Origin of the sequence: Mesorhizobium sp. B2-3-7 (assembly GCF_006442695.1) — a bacterium.
GTDB lineage: Bacteria > Pseudomonadota > Alphaproteobacteria > Rhizobiales > Rhizobiaceae > Mesorhizobium.
The window spans coordinates 416,907-432,542 of the sequence record NZ_VFVV01000003.1 but is presented as its reverse complement, the minus strand read 5'-3'; the positions used below and the strand labels follow the sequence as shown (position 1 = coordinate 432,542).

Here is a 15,636-nt window from a genome sequence, read left to right as displayed (position 1 = left end):
AAGATGGAACGCGAGCCCTCTTCCCAGGGGAGCAGGTCGTGCCATGCCGGTAATCAACAATTCACTTTCACAACATCGGCTCGCCGCCTATCGTCCGTCATGAGAAACCGGAGCCATTGATGACATTTCAGGCTGAATGGCTGCGCAAGACGCTCTTGGCCACATCGCTGGCTTTGGTCATTGCCGGACTGGCCCCGGCGACCTTCGCCGCCGACAAGCGGCCGGCCGAGTTCAAGGTAACGGATTTTCTGCTCGACAATGGCATGGAAGTGGTCGTCATTCCCGACCATCGCTCACCGATCGTCACCCATATGGTGTGGTATAAGGTGGGCAGCGCCGACGAGCCGCCAGGCAAATCCGGCATCGCCCATTTCTTCGAGCATCTGATGTTCAAGGCGACGGCCAATCACGCCGCCGGCGAGTTCGACCGCGCCGTCTCCGACATAGGCGGCTCCAACAATGCCTTCACCTCCTACGACTACACCGCCTTCCACGAGACGGTGGCGCCGTCGGCGCTCGAGCTGATGATGAGCTTCGAGGCCGACCGCATGCGCAACCTCATCCTCACCGACGATGTCATCAAGACCGAGCGCGACGTCATCCTGGAGGAGCGCCGTTCGCGCATCGACAACAGTCCCGAGGCGGTGCTCGAAGAGGAACTCGACGCCACGCTGTGGCAGAACCAGCCCTACCGAATTCCGGTCATTGGCTGGATGCAGGAGATGGAGCAGTTGAACCGCACCGACGCCATCGCCTTCTACAACAAATACTACCAGCCCAACAACGCGGTGCTGATCGTGGCCGGTGACGTCGAGCCCGACACGGTCAAGGCTCTGGCCGAGAAAACCTACGGCAAGATCGCGCGCGGGCCCGACCTGCCGCCGCGCGTCCGCCCGGTCGAGCCGGAGCAGAATACCAGGCGCACGGTGACGCTGTCCGACGCCCGCGTCAGCGTGCCGAATTTCTCCACCCAATGGGTGGTGCCATCCTACCACACGGCCGAGCCCGGCGAAGCCGAGGCGCTCGACCTGCTGGCGGAAATACTGGGCGGCGGCAACCGCAGCCGGCTCTATCAGGCGCTGGTGGTCAGGCAAGGCATCGCTTCCAACGCCGGGGCCTATTTCCAGGGCACCATGCTGGACGACACCAACTTCACCGTTTATGGCACGCCGCGCGGCGACGCCAGGCTCGTCGATGTCGAGGCGGCCGTCGACGCGGAGGTCGTGCGCATCGCCAGGGAAGGCGTCACCGTCAAGGAGCTGGACAAGGCCAAGGACCGCTATGTCCGCTCGATGGTTTTCGCCCGCGACAAACAGGATTCGATGGCCAATATCTATGGCGCCGAGCTTGCCACCGGCGGCAATGTGCAGGACATCGAGCAATGGCCGGAGCGCATCCGCAACATCACTCCCGGCGAGATCAAGGCCGTCGCCGCGCGCTATCTGGTGCTGGCCCGGTCGACGACCGGCTATCTCTTGCCGCAGCAACAGGCGGGGAATTGATGATGAAAAGCGAGCAACACGGCTCTTTCCCGTCTCCCAAACGGGGAGAAGGGAGGGCACGCGCAGCGCTTGTCACTTTGCTCCTTTCCATCTTCTTCCTGGTCCTGCCGGCGCTTGCCGCCCGCGCCATGGACATCCAGCAGGTCACCTCGCCCAAGGGCGTCACCGCCTGGCTGGTCGAAGACTATTCGGTGCCGATGGTGGCCATCCGTTTCGTCTTTGGGGGCGGCTCGACGCAGGATCCGCCGGGCAAGGAAGGGCTGGCCAATCTGATGACCGGTCTGTTCGACGAAGGCGCAGGCCCTCTGGACAGCGACGCCTTCCAGGTGAAGCTCGACGACGCCGGCGCCGAGATGAGCTTCGAGGAGACCCGCGACGGCATCTACGGTTCCATGCGCATGTTGGCCGAGCAGCGCGACGAGGCGTTCGACCTGCTGCGGCTGGCGGTCAACGAGCCGCGTTTCGACCAGGCGCCGATCGATCGCATCGGCGCTCAGATCCTGTCCGGCATCATCGCCGGAGAGAACGACCCCGACACGATCGCGCAGGACAGATGGGCGCGCGCGCTCTATGGCGATCATCCTTATTCGCGCTCCGATCAGGGCACCAGGCAGAGCATCGCCGCCATCACGCGGGACGATCTGAAGGCGCTGCACAAGGCGGTCTTCGCGCGGAGCGGGCTGCATGTCGCGGTGGTCGGCGCCATCGACCCGGAAACGCTGAAGAAGAAACTGGACATGGTGTTCGGCGGGCTGCCGCAGAACCAGGCGCTCGCGCCGGTTGCCGACGTCGAGCCGAATCTGGCGCGGCATATCGAGGTCGACTACGACCTGCCGCAGACCTCGCTTCAGCTTGCCTGGCCTGGCGTGAAGCGCAAGGCGGCGGATTTCTTCCCCGCGGTTCTGATGAACGAGATTCTCGGCGGCGGCACCTTCACCTCGCGCCTGTTCCAGGAGGTGCGCGAGAAGCGCGGGCTGGCCTACAGCGTCAATTCCTCGCTGATCAACCAGGACCATGCCGACGCTCTGATCGTCACCACCGGCACACGATCGGACCGGGCCGCCGAAACCCTTGGCATCGTGCGGGACGTGGTCAAGCGGCTTGCCGAGGACGGCCCGACCGACGCGGAACTGGCGGCGACCAAGAAATACATGATCGGCGCCTACGCCATCAACAACCTGGATTCCTCCAGCGCCATCGCCGCGACCCTGGTCGAGCTGCAGCTCGACGACCTCGGCGTCGATTACATTCAGCGCCGCACCGGCCTCATCAACGCGGTGACACTCGACCAGGTCAAGGCCGCGGCGAAGAAGCTTTTGTCGGCCGAGCCGACCATCATGGTCGTCGGACCGCCCTTGGCCGGAGCCAATAAGGGATGAACCTCACCTTCGGCATCGCCTTTGGCGGCGGCGGCGCGCGCGGTCTGGTGCATATCCATGTCATCGAGGCGCTGGACGAGCTGGGCATCAGGCCGGTCGCAATCGCCGGCTCGTCCATCGGCGCCATCATGGGCGCCGGCATGGCCTCCGGCATGACCGGCAAGGACATCCATGATTATGCCCGCTCGATCCTCGGCCGCCGCGCCGAGGTGGCGAGCCGCATGTGGCGGGCGCGGCCCGGCACCATCGCCGAGGCCATGCAGGCCGGCATCCGCGTCAGCCAGTTCAATGTCGAGCGCATCCTCAAGGCCTTCCTGCCCGAAGCCATTCCCGAAACCTTCGCCGAGCTGAAAATCCCGCTGAAGGTGACGGCGACGGACTATTTCGGCCACAAGCTGGCCGTGTTCGCCGAAGGCGACCTGCATTCGGCGCTAGCGGCTTCAGCGGCCATTCCTGCCGTGTTCCGCCCGGTGATGCGCGACGGCCGGCTGCTGATCGACGGCGGCATCTACAACCCTGTGCCCTTCGACCTGATCGAGGATGATGCCGACATCATCATCGGCGTCGACGTGGTCGGCGCGCCGGAAGAGGCCGACCACAGGCGGCCGACCTCCGTCGACCTGATGTTCGGCGCCACTCAATTGATGATGCAGTCGATCATCGCCAACAAGCTGAAGCAGTGCCAGCCCGACATCCTGATCCGCCCGGCGGTGTCCAAATACCGCGTGCTCGACTTCCTCAAGATCGAGGTCCTGATGACCGAGACGGCGGATATCAAGGACCAGCTGAAGCGCGAGGTGGAGAGGGTTGTGGAGGCTAGGGAAAGTGCTGCTGTCGAGCAAAGACGGGGAAAGCAGACCGGGTGACGCGAGGTCCACACGTTGCCTCACGTCACCGCTATAGTTTTGATCCCGAAAGCCAGGCGCCCTCCAGTCCTCTCTGGAAGAAGGGCACTCTAACCGATTACGATTTCGCCAGCACCGGCGCATACTCCAGCGCCACCACCCCATTGCTGAATGGCTTGGCGGAAATCAACTCAAACGACACCGGATCGCCGGCCGGAAACAGCTTTTTGCCTTGGCCAACGGTGCCGGGGTAGCTCAGCAGCCTGACGCGGTCGACCAGACCATGGCGCAACAGTTCCTGCGCGACGTTGAGGCTGCCATGCACATAGATGTTGCCGCCGCTACCTAGCTTCAGTGTCCTGACCGCCTCCGGCAGCGGCCCCCTGAGCAGCTCGGCCGGTTTCCAGTCGAGCACCTTCAAATTGCTGGACGCGACGTATTTCGGCAGCGCGTTGAACCGGTCGGCGAAGTCTCCGGTTTCGCTCGGCCACGAGCCGGCGAAAATCTCGTAGGTTGTGCGTCCCAAAAGCATGGCGCCGCTGTCAGCCAGCTCGTCCTCCTTGAACCTGTTCATCTCGTCGTTCCAGGTCACGCCAGGCAGTTTCTCGACTTCGGCGATGCCATCGACGCTGATGAATTCGGTGACGATAAGCTTTCTCATTGGCGTTCTCCTTTCCACAAGGACGAACGATGATGGCTTTGTGCGACACGCTTCTGGAAATAACGCTGCGCTTGTTGTTTGCCCGGGCAGCGCCGGCCTCGGCCGGCGCCAATTGGCGATGCCGCCGATCATCGTCAGCGGCTAAAAATAGGGTCCGGCTGAGAAGCTGGCGACGCCTGGCGCAGTGCTCTCAGTCCTTCGCGCGCTCCACATAGGACCCATCGGCCGTCATCACCACCACGCGGGTGCCTGGCGCGATATGCGGCGGCACGGCGGTGCGCACGCCGTTGGAGAGTAGGGCGGGCTTGTAGGAAGAGGACGCCGTCTGGCCCTTGGTCGTCGGCTCGGTCTCGACCACTTCGAAGGTGGCCCGCTGCGGCAGTACCAGGGAGATGGCGATGCCGTTGAACTGCGAGACCTGAACCGGCATGCCTTCCTGCAAATAGGGGGCGGCATCGCCGACCACGGCTTCCGACACCGCCACCTGGTCGTAGGTCTCGGGGTTCATGAAGTGATAGCCTTCGCCGTCGGCGTAGAGGAAGGTGTGCTCGCGCTCCTCGACATAGGCGCGCTCCACCTGTTCGGTGGTGCGGTAGCGCTCCGAAACCTTCACCCCGTCGCCAATGCGGCGCATGTCGAGCTGCGTCACGGGCGTGCCCTTGCCTGGGTGGATGTTTTCGGCAAAGAGGATCACATAAAGCTTGCCGTCCTTGTCGACGACATTGCCTTTGCGGAGCGAACTGGCGATGACTTTCACCACGGTTTTTTATCCTGCGAGAGTTGACGGGCGTTTGCCGGCTTGCGCGGCGCTGGATGGGGGCCTAGCGCATCTCGGCGCGAACCGCCAGCCCCCAACGCGAACCAGCGCGCCTTCAAACCGCCCATGACCGCCGCTTCGCCCTGGTGGACGCCGCATGTGCATGCCGATCGCCGTTCGCGCCTGATGCTGCGCAACGGCCTTGCCGCCGCCTTGCGCGACTGGTTCGCCCGTCGCGATTTCATCGAGGTGCAGGCATCGGCCCTGCAGATATCGCCCGGCAACGAGGCGCATCTGGCGGCCTTCGCAACCGAGGCGGTCGCGCCGGACGGGCAGCGCAAGCCGCTCTATCTGCACACCTCGCCGGAATTCGCCTGCAAGAAGCTGCTCGCCGCCGGCGAGACCAGGATCTTCAGCTTCGGCCCGGTCTATCGCAACCGCGAGCGTGGCCCTTTGCACCATCCCGAATTCACCATGCTCGAATGGTACAGGGTCGGCGAAACCTATGAGAGCCTGATGCGGGATTGCGCGGATCTGCTGGCGCTGGCCGCGACAAGGGCAGGGGCCACGCGCTTCAGCTTTCGCGGCCGCGACTGCGATCCTTTCGCGGAGCCGGAGCGGCTGACGGTGGCGGACGCCTTCGCGCGCCATGCCGGGATCGATCTGCTTGCGACGGTCAGCGCCGACGGCATCACCGACCGCGATTCGCTCCATCAGGCCCTGACCGGTGCCGGCCTGCGTACCGCGCCCGACGACGGCTGGGCCGACCTGTTCAGCCGGGTGATGGTGGAGAAGATCGAGCCCAATCTCGGTATCGGCCGCGCGACCATCCTTTGCGAGTACCCGGTCGCCGAGGCGGCTCTGGCGCGACCGAGCCCACGCGACCCCCGCGTCGCCGAGCGCTTCGAGCTCTATTGCTGCGGCGTCGAACTTGCCAACGGCTTCGGCGAGTTGACGGACGCCGAGGAGCAGCGCCGGCGCTTCATCATGGAAATGGACGAGAAAGAGCGCGTCTATGGCGAGCGCTATCCGCTGGACGAGGATTTTCTCGCGGCACTCGCGGTCATGCCACAGGCCAGCGGCATCGCGCTCGGCTTCGACAGGCTGGCGATGCTGGCCACCGGCGCGCAAAAGATCGAGGATGTGATCTGGACGCCTGTTGCCGGGTCCTGAGTCCGCGCGCCACGGCTTGCACCATGTCAATGCGCGAAAATCTGCTCCAGCGAACGAAAGCCCTTGAATTCCAGCGCGTTGCCCGAGGGATCGCGGATGAACAGCGTCGCCTGTTCGCCGGGCTCTCCCTTGAAGCGGATCATCGGCCGCTCCAGCCAGTCTATGTCGGCGCGTGCTTCCAGCCGCGCGGCAAGCCGCTGCCAGTCATCCATCAAAAGCACGGCGCCGAAATGCGGGATCGGCACCGCCATGCCGTCGACCTTGCCGTCGCTGGCAGCCGGCGCGGCCGGTGGCCGCAGATGCGCCGACATCTGGTGGCCGAACAGGTCGAAATCGACCCAGGTCTCCGAAGAGCGGCCGATGGCGCAACCCAGCACCTCGCCATAGAAAGCGCGTGTTTCATCGAGATCACGGACCGGGAAGGCAAGATGGAAAGGCGTCATTGGAAATGCTCCGTGCTGGCGATGCGGTGCCGCGCTTCGCGATGGGCGGCTGAACCGATGCATTTTGATTGAAGCTTGTGCCATTGCACAAGCCGGACCGGAACAATAGATGGGGGACGGCGGCTCTCGGGCCAGCCGCAACAGCAGGATCACGCGCATGAGCGATATATCGGACGCATCAAGATTGACCGACCGCGTCGCGGCCCTGGTCGAGGCTGCCAAAAAAGCTGGCGCCGATGCCGCGGATGCCGTCGCGGTGCGTGGCCGCTCGACCGGTGTGTCGGTGCGGCTGGGCAAGATCGAAAACACCGAGGCCTCGGAAGGCGACGACGTTTCGCTGCGTGTCTTTGTCGGCCAGCGGGTGGCAAGTGTTTCCGCGACTGCCGCGTCCGACCCGAAGGCGCTTGCCGAACGTGCCGTCGCCATGGCCAGGGTCTCTCCCGAAGATCCCAACCATGGCCTCGCGGATCCGGCGCTGCTGGCCAGGCAGACGCGCGATCTCGACCTGTTCGATGCAACAGAAGTATCGGCCGACCAGTTGAAGGAAGCGGCACTGGCCGCGGAAGCGGCGGCTCTGGCCGTCAAAGGCGTGACCAATTCGGCGGGCAGCAATGCCAGCGCCGGGCTCGGAGGGCTGGTATTGGCCACCTCGCACGGCTTCCTCGGCCATTATGTCGCCTCGCGCTTCTCGCGCTCCACGAGCGTCATCGCCGGCGAGGGTACCGGCATGGAGCGCGATTATGAATTCTCCTCGCGCCAGCATTTTGCCGACCTGGATGCGCCGGAAGACATAGGCCGCAAGGCCGGGGAACGCGCCGTGCGCCGGCTCGGCGCGCGCAAGGCCGCGACCGGACCGGTCGACGTGGTGTTCGATCCGCGCGTGGCGCGCGGCATTGCCGGCCATCTCGCGGGCGCCATCAACGGCGCTGCCGTCGCGCGCAAGACGTCGTTCCTGCGCGACATGATGGGCAAAAAGGTGGCTGCATCGGCCATTACCGTCACCGACGAGCCGCTGAGGCGGCGCGGCCAGGCCTCGCGTCCGTTCGACGGCGAAGGCGTCGAAGGCGACAAGCTTTTGATGATCGAGAACGGTGTGCTCAACCACTGGTTCCTGTCGACCTCGGCGGCGCGGGAACTGGGTCTCGTTACCAATGGACGCGGTTCGCGCAGCGGCTCCTCCGTCTCGCCGTCTTCGACCAATCTTGCCATCGAGCCGGGCGAGCGCTCGCCGGAAGAACTGATCGCCTCGCTCAAGACGGGCTTCTACGTCACCGAGGTGTTCGGGCAAGGTGTCGACATGGTGACCGGCGAATACAGCCGCGGCGCTTCCGGGTTCTGGATCGACAACGGCCAGCTTGCCTACCCCGTCGCCGAAGTCACGATCGCCTCCAACCTGAAGACGATGTTCCTCAACATGGTGCCGGCAAGCGATCTCGATCGCAATTTCGGCACCGCCGCCCCCACGTTGCTGATCGAAGGCATGACCCTTGCCGGAGCATGATCTGACCACGACTGGCGCCACGGAGGATCTGCCGCTGCTGCGCGACGCTGCCCGCAAGGCCGGCGTCATCGCCATGCGTTACTTCGGGAACAGCCCGCAGGTCTGGATGAAAGGCGGCACGTCGCCGGTCAGCGAGGCCGATCACGCCGCCGATGCGTATTTGCGCCAGACCCTGCTTGCGGCGCGACCGGATTATGGCTGGCTGTCCGAGGAGACGGTCGACGATCCAGTGCGGCTTTCGGCGCGCCGAACCTTTGTCGTCGATCCGATCGACGGCACCCGCGGCTTCCTGGAAGGCCAGCGCACCTGGTGCGTCAGCGTCGCCGTCGTGGAGCATGGCCGTTCGCTTGCCGGCGTGCTCGAGTGTCCGGCGCTTAACGAGACTTACTGGGCGCTGCCTGGTCAGGGCGCCTTCCGTAACGGCAGGCGCATCGCGGTGCGCCAGCCCGGCGACAAGGCCGAAATTTCCGGATTGAAGCAGTTGCTCGACAGGATACCGGCCGGCTGGCAGGAACGGCTGAAGCGGGCGCCCTACAGCCCTTCGCTTGCCTATCGCCTGGCAATGATCGCCAACGGCACGCTCGATGCCACTTTCGTAAAGCCGAACGCGCACGACTGGGATATCGCCGCCGCCGACCTTATCCTGCGCGAGGCGGGCGGCCAGTTGCTCGACCCGCATGGCCGCGCGCCGCTCTATGCCGGCGAGGTGACCCGCCACGGCGCGCTCGCCGCCGGCAGCGGTGAACTGCTGGCGGTGCTCGTGAGCGTCATTGCCGGACTGGATGATTGAAAGCATTATCGAAGGTTCCAAAGTCGGCGGCTTTGGTCTAGACCTGTCACAAACTCACAATATGTGAAGGACCGAAATGGCCGCGGAAGACGGAAAGAAACAGCTTTTGCACCTGGTGTTCGGCGGCGAACTGAAGAAGCTTGGCGGCACCGAATTCCGCGATCTTGACGCGCTCGACATCGTCGGCATCTATCCCGACTATCAATCCGCCCATACGGCATGGAAAGCCAAGGCACAGGCCAGCGTCGACAATGCCCATATGCGTTATTTCGTCGTGCACCTGCATCGGCTCCTCGACCCCGACCACAAGGCCGTCGGTTGACTTCGATGGACAATGATCTGGCGAAAGCGCCGCCCGGCCAGGCAACGCCAACGGGCAGGGGCCGCAGCCGCGCCACCAAGGCCTTCTGGCGCAGGATCCGCAAGCCGCTGGCGCAGTCGCGATTCGTCAAGAACATCATTGTCAGCCTGCTGGCGCAGTTCGTCCGGCTTGTGCGCCTGACCAACCGCATCGTCGACGGCTCGGCGAAGTTGACCGGCGGTGCCTATGCCCAGTTCGAGCCCGGCATCATTGCGCTCTGGCACGGCCAGCATCTGTTGACGCCGGCCTACTACCCCAAGGGCAGGCCGTTGGTCGCCATGGTGTCGCGCAGTGCGGATGCCGAACTCAACGCCCTGATGATCGAGAAATTCGGCATTGAGGCCGTGCGCGGCTCCGGCGGGCGCGATAATGCCAAACATCTCGACAAGGGCGGCGCCAAGGCGCTGATCGCCCTGAAAAAGTCGCTCGTCGCCGGCAAGAACGTCGCCATGATCGCTGACATCCCCCATGGCACGCCGCGCGATGCGGGGCTTGGCATCGTTCTCCTGGCGCGGCTCTCCGGCCGGCCGATCCTGCCGGCGGCCATAGCCACCAGCCGCCGCAAGGTGCTGGAGAAGAGCTGGGACAAGACGACCATCAACCTGCCGTTCGGCCGCTCGTCCATCATCATCGGTACACCGGTTTTCGTGCCGGCCAATGCCGATGACGCCGAGATGGAGCGCAAGCGCCTCGAAGTGACGGCCTCGCTCAATGCCGCGACCGCCGAGGCCTACCGTCTCGTGGATGCCCCGCGATGAGCGGTCGCTGGGCGCGTACCATGCTGACGGCATATCGTTTGGCGGGCGCTGTCGCCTATCCGCTGGTCGGACCCTATGTTGCCTGGCGCACCTCGCGCGGCAAGGAAGACCGCAACCGCCGCCGCGAACGCTACGGCGTCGCCGGCCGGCCTCGCCCCGATGGGCCTGTTATCTGGATCCACGCCGCGAGCGTCGGCGAAACCATAGCTGTCGTTCCCCTGGTCGAGAGCATACTCGACTACGGCGTCAATATCGTGCTGACGACCGGCACCGTAACGTCGGCCAAGGTCGCCGACGAGAGATTGGGCGACCGCATCATCCACCAGTATGTGCCGCTCGACCTCAAGCCGGCGGTCAGCCGTTTCCTCGACCACTGGAAGCCGGATCTGGCGATCATCGCCGAATCGGAGATCTGGCCGATGACGATTCTCGAGCTTGGCGCCCGCCACGTGCCGCAGGTTCTGGTCAATGGCAGGCTGTCCGACCGCTCCTTCACGTCCTGGAAGAAGCGCCCCAACATCGCCGAGGCGCTGTTCGAGAACCTTGCCCATGTCGTTGCCCAGTCCGATGTCGACGGCGAGCGTTTCCGCGCGCTCGGCGCCCGGCCGGTAACCGTTTCCGGCAATCTCAAGGTCGACACCAACCCGCCGCCCGTCGACGAACGGGCGCTGGCCACCTTGCAGCGGCAGATTGGCGGCCGTCCGACCTGGGCGGCGATCTCGACCCATGACGGCGAGGAAGTTGTTGCCGCCGAGGTTCATGCGATGCTGCACAAGCGTCACCACGGCCTGCTGACGATCGTCGTCCCGCGCCATCCCGACCGCGCCGGGGCCCTGGCCGAGCAGATTTCCGGCATGGGCCTCAAGGTCGCGCGGCGCAGCAAGGCCGACAGGATCGGGCCCGACGTTGACATCTTGCTCGGCGATACGATCGGCGAGATGGGGCTCTATCTCAGGATGACCGAGATCGCCTTTGTCGGCCGTTCGCTCACCTCCGAAGGCGGCCAGAACCCGCTCGAGCCAGCGATGCTCGAGACGGCGGTCCTTGCCGGACGCAACGTGCAGAATTTCCGCGAGGCCTACCAGCGCCTGCTCGACAGCGGCGGCGCCAAGCTGGTGCGCGACCGCGACATGCTGGCCGGTGCGGTCAACTTCCTGCTCACCAACGAAGTCGCACGCCATGAGATGATGGCGGCCGGCGCCGCGACCGTCGATGAGATGCGCGGCGCGCTGGCGCGCACGCTGAAGTCGCTTGAGCCCTACATCCAGCCACTGGTCGTCAAGGCGCGCCTGAAGGGCGCGAACGGGCGCTAAAATGGCCTCCGAAGCACCGCCATTCTGGTGGGAGGAGCCGGACTGGCGCGTTTTCGCGCTGTCGCCGCTGTCGGCAGCCTATGCATTTGTCGCCGGACGTGGCATGCGGCGGGCCAGGCGCGAGAAGATCGAAGCGCCGGTTCTGTGCATCGGCAATTTCACCGTCGGCGGAACGGGCAAGACGCCGGTGGCGATCGCCATGGCCGAACACGCCAGGCGCATGCGGCTCAAACCCGGTTTCCTCTCGCGCGGCCATGGGGGCTCCTTCGCCGAGCCGCATGTCGTCGACATCAAACACGACAGCGCCAGGCATGTCGGTGACGAGCCGCTGCTGCTGGCCGAACACGCGCCCGTGGCAGTGACGCCGCACCGCGCTGCCGGAGCACGGCTGCTCATGGAAAACCATGGCTGCGATTTCCTGATCATGGATGACGGTTTCCAGAGCGCGCGCATCCATATCGACTATGCGCTGGTCGTCGTCGACGCGCGCTACGGCATTGGCAACGGCCGTGTCATCCCGGGCGGACCGCTCAGGGCCAGGGTCGTCGATCAGCTGGTCTTCACCAGCGGGTTGCTGAAGATGGGTGACGGCACCGCCGCCGACGCGGTGGTGCGCCAGGCGGCGCGCGCCGGCCGGCCGATCTTCGAGGCTCACACCGAGCCGAGCGGCAAGGAGCGCCTCGCCGGCAAACGTTATCTTGCCTTCGCCGGCATCGGCCACCCCGAGAAATTCTTCGACACGGTAGAGGAGGCCGGCGGCGAGGTGGCTTTGAAGCGGCCGTTTCCGGATCATCATTTCTACGCCGAGGATGAGCTTGCTGAACTGGCGGCCACCGCGCGCGCCGAAGGGCTCGGCCTCATCACCACCGCCAAGGATGCCGCCCGGCTGCGCCACGGCGCTTCGAAGGACTTTCTCGATCGTCTCGACGTGCTGGAAATCGACGCGGTCTTCGAACTCGACCACGTTCCCGAACGTATCATCGAGGAGACGCTCGATGCCTGGCGCCAGCGTAAGCTTAAGCTTAAGGGCTAAGGCGTTCAGCCTTCGATGGAATCGCCGACCCGCTCTGCTTCTTGGTTTTTACGCAACGGCGGACAGAAACGGCTGCGCATTCCGGGATTTGCTCAGCTTCGCTTGCGCAATTCCGGATGCGCCTCGATCTCGCGGCGCAATGAGGCCGCGGCGTTGATGTAGGGCTCCTGCCTCTCAACGCTCCAGTACTTCAGCTCGTCGAGCGGAATGCTTTCGCCGGTCACCGCGCAGCGCACGAACGCGCCCGGGCTCGTCACCTGGAAGTCGCCGTCGAGATAGCGAATACGGGCTTCCTTGCCGCCGGGGCCTTCGAAACGGTTCATCATGCTTTGGTGCCGAGCTTCATGCCGAGTTCATCGCCACAAATTGCCGGCAAGGTCAAGCATGGGACAAGCTCGAGGCAATGCTGATATCCTATTTGATGAGCCGAAGGGTACCATTGGTGGGGACATGATAGACATTTCTTCCGCTCGGCTGGCTTCCTTGCTCAAGGAGGCGATGACGCCGCAGGCGGTGCCGTCGGCGAAACCCGATGCGCTCAAGGCAGCGCTGGTCAAGATGGCCATGCAACCGCCGCTGCCGGCCTTGCGCCCGCAACCGCCCTTGGAAGCGCTGGCGGCCCTGCCGCCCGCGTCGGCCGAGACGTCGCAGCAATTGGCCGCACCGCAGATCGTACGGGCCTATCAGGCGGCGATGGAGCCGGATATGGACACCGCCGGAAAGGCCGTTTCCGAGATTGCGGCGCGCAAGCAGACGTCGCCAGGCGACGAGGCTCAGCGCGGCGTGCCAGTGGCCGTCACAAGAGCCGAAGACGGCGGCGCTGCCCGGCCCGCGCCGCTCTCGTGGCCGGCGTTCGTCTCGCCGCGGGTATCCGTCGTGCAAAAGGCGTCAGCCGACAATGTGGTGCCGGGGGGCATGACCGGCCAGCCAAAGGGAGCCGCACCGGGGAATCGCGAACAAGGCGCGGTCGGCATCGGCCCCATCGCAACGGGCCTGCTGGTTGCCGCGCTCATTGCATTTGTCTGGTTGGCCATTCGCTAAAGCAAGTGTGTACGGTTTTCCCGGGAAAAGCGCGTAGCGCTTTCCCTATGGAATTGCGCAAAACGAAGACATAGAGCGGTTCGCCGTTTCCGTGAAACGGTGAACTGCTCTGAAACCTACGTGTCGGCTTCGATGAAGTGTTCGATCTTTTCCGCCGACACACCGGCCTGCGCCGCGATGCGGCGCGACAGGTCGGCGGCAGCGGCGCGGGGCCTTCCGGCGGGACGATCGAGCCAGTAGGAAACGGGATTGAGCACAACACGATCGTCGACGGCCACGACGCGCCCCGACCGTATCTGGTGTTCGGTGAGCGGCGGGCGCGCCAAGGCGATGCCCAGGCCGTGTGCGGCGGCATCGAGCACCAGATTGTAGTCTTCGAAGCGTCGGTCCTGCGGGCGCGGCCGGTAATCCGTGTCCTGCGCGGCGAACCATGCGCGCCAGCCGGATGCGTCGGAATCGTTGATCAGCGGGAATTTGAGCAGCCGGGCCGGGTCGCCGCAGCCGATCTCCGGCGCGAGGCTCGGCGAGGCGATCGGAAACAGATACTCCTCGAACAACTGCATCGAAACGCGGCCCGGGATGCGGCCGCGTCCGCAGCGCACCGACAGATCGATGCCTTCATCGGCGAGATCGGCCTGGCGGTTATCGACATCCAGCACGATGCGCAGGCGGGTGGGATCATTCTCAAGCGCCGTCATGCGTGGCATCAGCCATAGGCCGCTTACCGAGGGGATCGAGGCCAGCCGCACCACTGCGGTGCCGCGCGGTTCAACCCAGCGGTCCGAATTGACCGAGATCAACGCGAAGGCTTCGGTGGTCCTGAGATGCAGGCGATTGCCTTCGTTCGTCAGCGTCACGCCGCGCGCCCCGCGTTCGAAAACCTTCAGGCCAAGCCAGCCCTCCAGCTTGGCGATCTGCCGGCTGATAGCGCCATGGGTGAGATTGAGCCTCTGCGCGGCTGCCGAAAAACTCCCCGTGCGTGCCGCTGCATCGAAGGCGCGCAGTGTCTCGAGCGGCAAGATGTCGTCTAAGCTGTGATCCATAGTCACAGCTGACCCTCGATTTGGTCGTTTGTCAATTGGTCCGAAAAAGCGTTTTCTCCCCATCGAGAGGCGAAAGAACGGGAGGACGATGAGATGAGGGCGATGACGAGCACGTTGAATCCAGCACAGCGGATGGACACCACCGCGGCCGTAGCGGTGGCGCTGACGGTGATTGGCTGGGCCTCGGCCTTTCCGGCGATCCGGGCTGGTCTCGCCGCGTTCGGGCCGCTCGAACTCGGCGCCCTGCGCTTTGCCATCGCCGCGGTACCTGCGGCGATCTTCCTTGCCGTCAGGCGGCCGACGCTGCCGCGCATAGGCGAGTTGTGGCGCCTGGCCTTTGGCGGCGCCGTTTTCGTCGCGCTCTACACCGCCATGCTCAATTTTGGCGAACTGACGGTTTCGGCCGGCGCCGCCGGCTTCATCATCAATGTCAGCCCGATCTTCACCGCCATCATGGCGATGGCGCTGCTCGGTGAACGATTTTCGACCATGGCCTGGGTCGGCACCGCCATTTCCTTCAGCGGCATCGGCATTATCGCCATGGCCGACGGACAGGGCCTGCATTTCGACACGGGTGCGCTTCTGGTGCTGGGATCGGCGCTCTGTTCGGCCGTCAACACCATCGTCCAGAAGCCGCTGTTCGCCAGCCACCATCCACTGACCATCGCGGCCTCGAACATGGTGCTCGGCGCGCTCTGCCTGGCTCCGTTCCTGCCGGCAGCTTTCTCGCAGGCGGCGGTCGCCGATATGGCGGGGCTGGGCGCGGTCATCTATCTCGGCGTCGTGCCGAGCCTGATCGCCTATGCCGCCTGGGCGACGGCGCTTTCGCGCTTGCCTGCGGCGCGTGCCTCGAACTTCCTTTATCTGGTCTCTCCCATGTCCGCCCTGATCGGCTTCTTCTGGCTGGGCGAAGTCCCGACGCTGCTCGGCCTGCTTGGCGGCGCGCTGGCGCTAGGGGGCGTGATCGTAGTGAATTTGAAACGATAAATCAGAGAGTTGCGGCTGTTTTCCGACTCAAATCCACAAGTCGCGCTGC

17 protein-coding genes are annotated in these 15,636 nt (G+C 64.9%); 12 read left to right on the top strand and 5 right to left on the bottom strand.

Going from position 1 to position 15,636, the window contains the following annotated elements; genetic code table 11:
- Positions 1 to 119: 119 nt before the first annotated feature.
- Genes FJ940_RS08960 through FJ940_RS08950 form a run of 3 tightly spaced genes read left to right on the top strand, consistent with a single transcriptional unit; the run spans position 120 to position 3,747 of the window.
- Positions 120 to 1,502, top strand: a complete 1,383-nt coding sequence (locus tag FJ940_RS08960; protein WP_140515552.1) for a pitrilysin family protein — start codon at positions 120 to 122, stop codon at positions 1,500 to 1,502.
- A 2-nt stretch (positions 1,503 to 1,504) separates the two neighbouring features.
- On the top strand, positions 1,505 to 2,881 hold the full coding sequence (locus FJ940_RS08955; protein ID WP_181167395.1) for a pitrilysin family protein: 1,377 nt from the start codon (positions 1,505 to 1,507) through the stop codon (positions 2,879 to 2,881).
- Positions 2,878 to 3,747, top strand: a complete 870-nt coding sequence (locus FJ940_RS08950) for a patatin-like phospholipase family protein (protein WP_140656200.1) — start codon at positions 2,878 to 2,880, stop codon at positions 3,745 to 3,747. Before FJ940_RS08955 ends, FJ940_RS08950 begins: the two co-directional genes overlap by 4 nt.
- Before the next feature lie 97 nt (positions 3,748 to 3,844).
- Here the strand turns inward: FJ940_RS08950 and FJ940_RS08945 are convergent, their stop codons facing one another.
- Positions 3,845 to 4,387, bottom strand: a complete 543-nt coding sequence (locus FJ940_RS08945) for a dihydrofolate reductase family protein (protein ID WP_140656197.1) — start codon at positions 4,385 to 4,387, stop codon at positions 3,845 to 3,847.
- Between the two features lie 190 nt (positions 4,388 to 4,577).
- Positions 4,578 to 5,147: an elongation factor P gene (efp, locus tag FJ940_RS08940; RefSeq protein ID WP_140494213.1), complete on the bottom strand. Its 570-nt coding sequence runs from the start codon at positions 5,145 to 5,147 to the stop codon at positions 4,578 to 4,580.
- A 123-nt stretch (positions 5,148 to 5,270) separates the two neighbouring features.
- Between efp and epmA the strand changes: the two genes are divergently transcribed.
- Positions 5,271 to 6,317: an EF-P lysine aminoacylase EpmA gene (gene epmA, locus FJ940_RS08935; RefSeq protein WP_140515560.1), complete on the top strand. Its 1,047-nt coding sequence runs from the start codon at positions 5,271 to 5,273 to the stop codon at positions 6,315 to 6,317.
- A 26-nt stretch (positions 6,318 to 6,343) separates the two neighbouring features.
- On the opposite strand, the gene FJ940_RS08930 is transcribed toward epmA, so the two are convergent.
- Positions 6,344 to 6,760, bottom strand: a complete 417-nt coding sequence (locus FJ940_RS08930) for a VOC family protein (protein ID WP_140494209.1) — start codon at positions 6,758 to 6,760, stop codon at positions 6,344 to 6,346.
- 157 nt (positions 6,761 to 6,917) lie between these two features.
- Between FJ940_RS08930 and FJ940_RS08925 the strand changes: the two genes are divergently transcribed.
- The 6 genes from FJ940_RS08925 (at position 6,918) to lpxK (ending at position 12,516) form a co-directional block, all read left to right on the top strand.
- A complete protein-coding gene (locus FJ940_RS08925) occupies positions 6,918 to 8,261 on the top strand; it encodes a TldD/PmbA family protein (RefSeq protein ID WP_140656194.1) in 1,344 nt (447 codons plus the stop codon).
- Entirely contained in the window at positions 8,248 to 9,051 is an 804-nt protein-coding gene (locus tag FJ940_RS08920) for a 3'(2'),5'-bisphosphate nucleotidase CysQ (RefSeq protein WP_140515564.1), read from the top strand. Before FJ940_RS08925 ends, FJ940_RS08920 begins: the two co-directional genes overlap by 14 nt.
- Positions 9,052 to 9,127: 76 nt before the next feature.
- Positions 9,128 to 9,373, top strand: coding sequence for a DUF4170 domain-containing protein (locus FJ940_RS08915; protein WP_140494203.1), 246 nt, complete (start codon positions 9,128 to 9,130; stop codon positions 9,371 to 9,373).
- Between the two features lie 5 nt (positions 9,374 to 9,378).
- Entirely contained in the window at positions 9,379 to 10,170 is a 792-nt protein-coding gene (locus FJ940_RS08910; RefSeq protein WP_140494201.1) for a lysophospholipid acyltransferase family protein, read from the top strand.
- Positions 10,167 to 11,483 (top strand): lipid IV(A) 3-deoxy-D-manno-octulosonic acid transferase, encoded by a 1,317-nt coding sequence (gene waaA, locus FJ940_RS08905; RefSeq protein ID WP_140494199.1) that lies wholly within the window; start codon positions 10,167 to 10,169, stop codon positions 11,481 to 11,483. Before FJ940_RS08910 ends, waaA begins: the two co-directional genes overlap by 4 nt.
- A 1-nt stretch (position 11,484) precedes the next feature.
- Entirely contained in the window at positions 11,485 to 12,516 is a 1,032-nt protein-coding gene (gene lpxK / locus FJ940_RS08900) for a tetraacyldisaccharide 4'-kinase (RefSeq protein WP_140515566.1), read from the top strand.
- A gap of 92 nt (positions 12,517 to 12,608) precedes the next feature.
- Here the strand turns inward: lpxK and FJ940_RS08895 are convergent, their stop codons facing one another.
- Entirely contained in the window at positions 12,609 to 12,842 is a 234-nt protein-coding gene (locus FJ940_RS08895) for a DUF2093 domain-containing protein (protein ID WP_140494196.1), read from the bottom strand.
- A 124-nt stretch (positions 12,843 to 12,966) separates the two neighbouring features.
- On the opposite strand from FJ940_RS08895, the gene FJ940_RS08890 reads away from it, so the two are divergent.
- Positions 12,967 to 13,557, top strand: coding sequence for a hypothetical protein (locus FJ940_RS08890; protein WP_224655788.1), 591 nt, complete (start codon positions 12,967 to 12,969; stop codon positions 13,555 to 13,557).
- 116 nt (positions 13,558 to 13,673) lie between these two features.
- Here the strand turns inward: FJ940_RS08890 and FJ940_RS08885 are convergent, their stop codons facing one another.
- Positions 13,674 to 14,600 carry a LysR substrate-binding domain-containing protein gene (locus FJ940_RS08885; RefSeq protein ID WP_140656191.1) on the bottom strand — a complete coding sequence of 309 codons (927 nt, stop codon included), beginning with the start codon at positions 14,598 to 14,600 and terminating at the stop codon, positions 13,674 to 13,676.
- Between the two features lie 93 nt (positions 14,601 to 14,693).
- On the opposite strand from FJ940_RS08885, the gene FJ940_RS08880 reads away from it, so the two are divergent.
- On the top strand, positions 14,694 to 15,587 hold the full coding sequence (locus FJ940_RS08880; protein ID WP_140656188.1) for a DMT family transporter: 894 nt from the start codon (positions 14,694 to 14,696) through the stop codon (positions 15,585 to 15,587).
- The last annotated feature ends 49 nt before the right edge of the window (positions 15,588 to 15,636 follow it).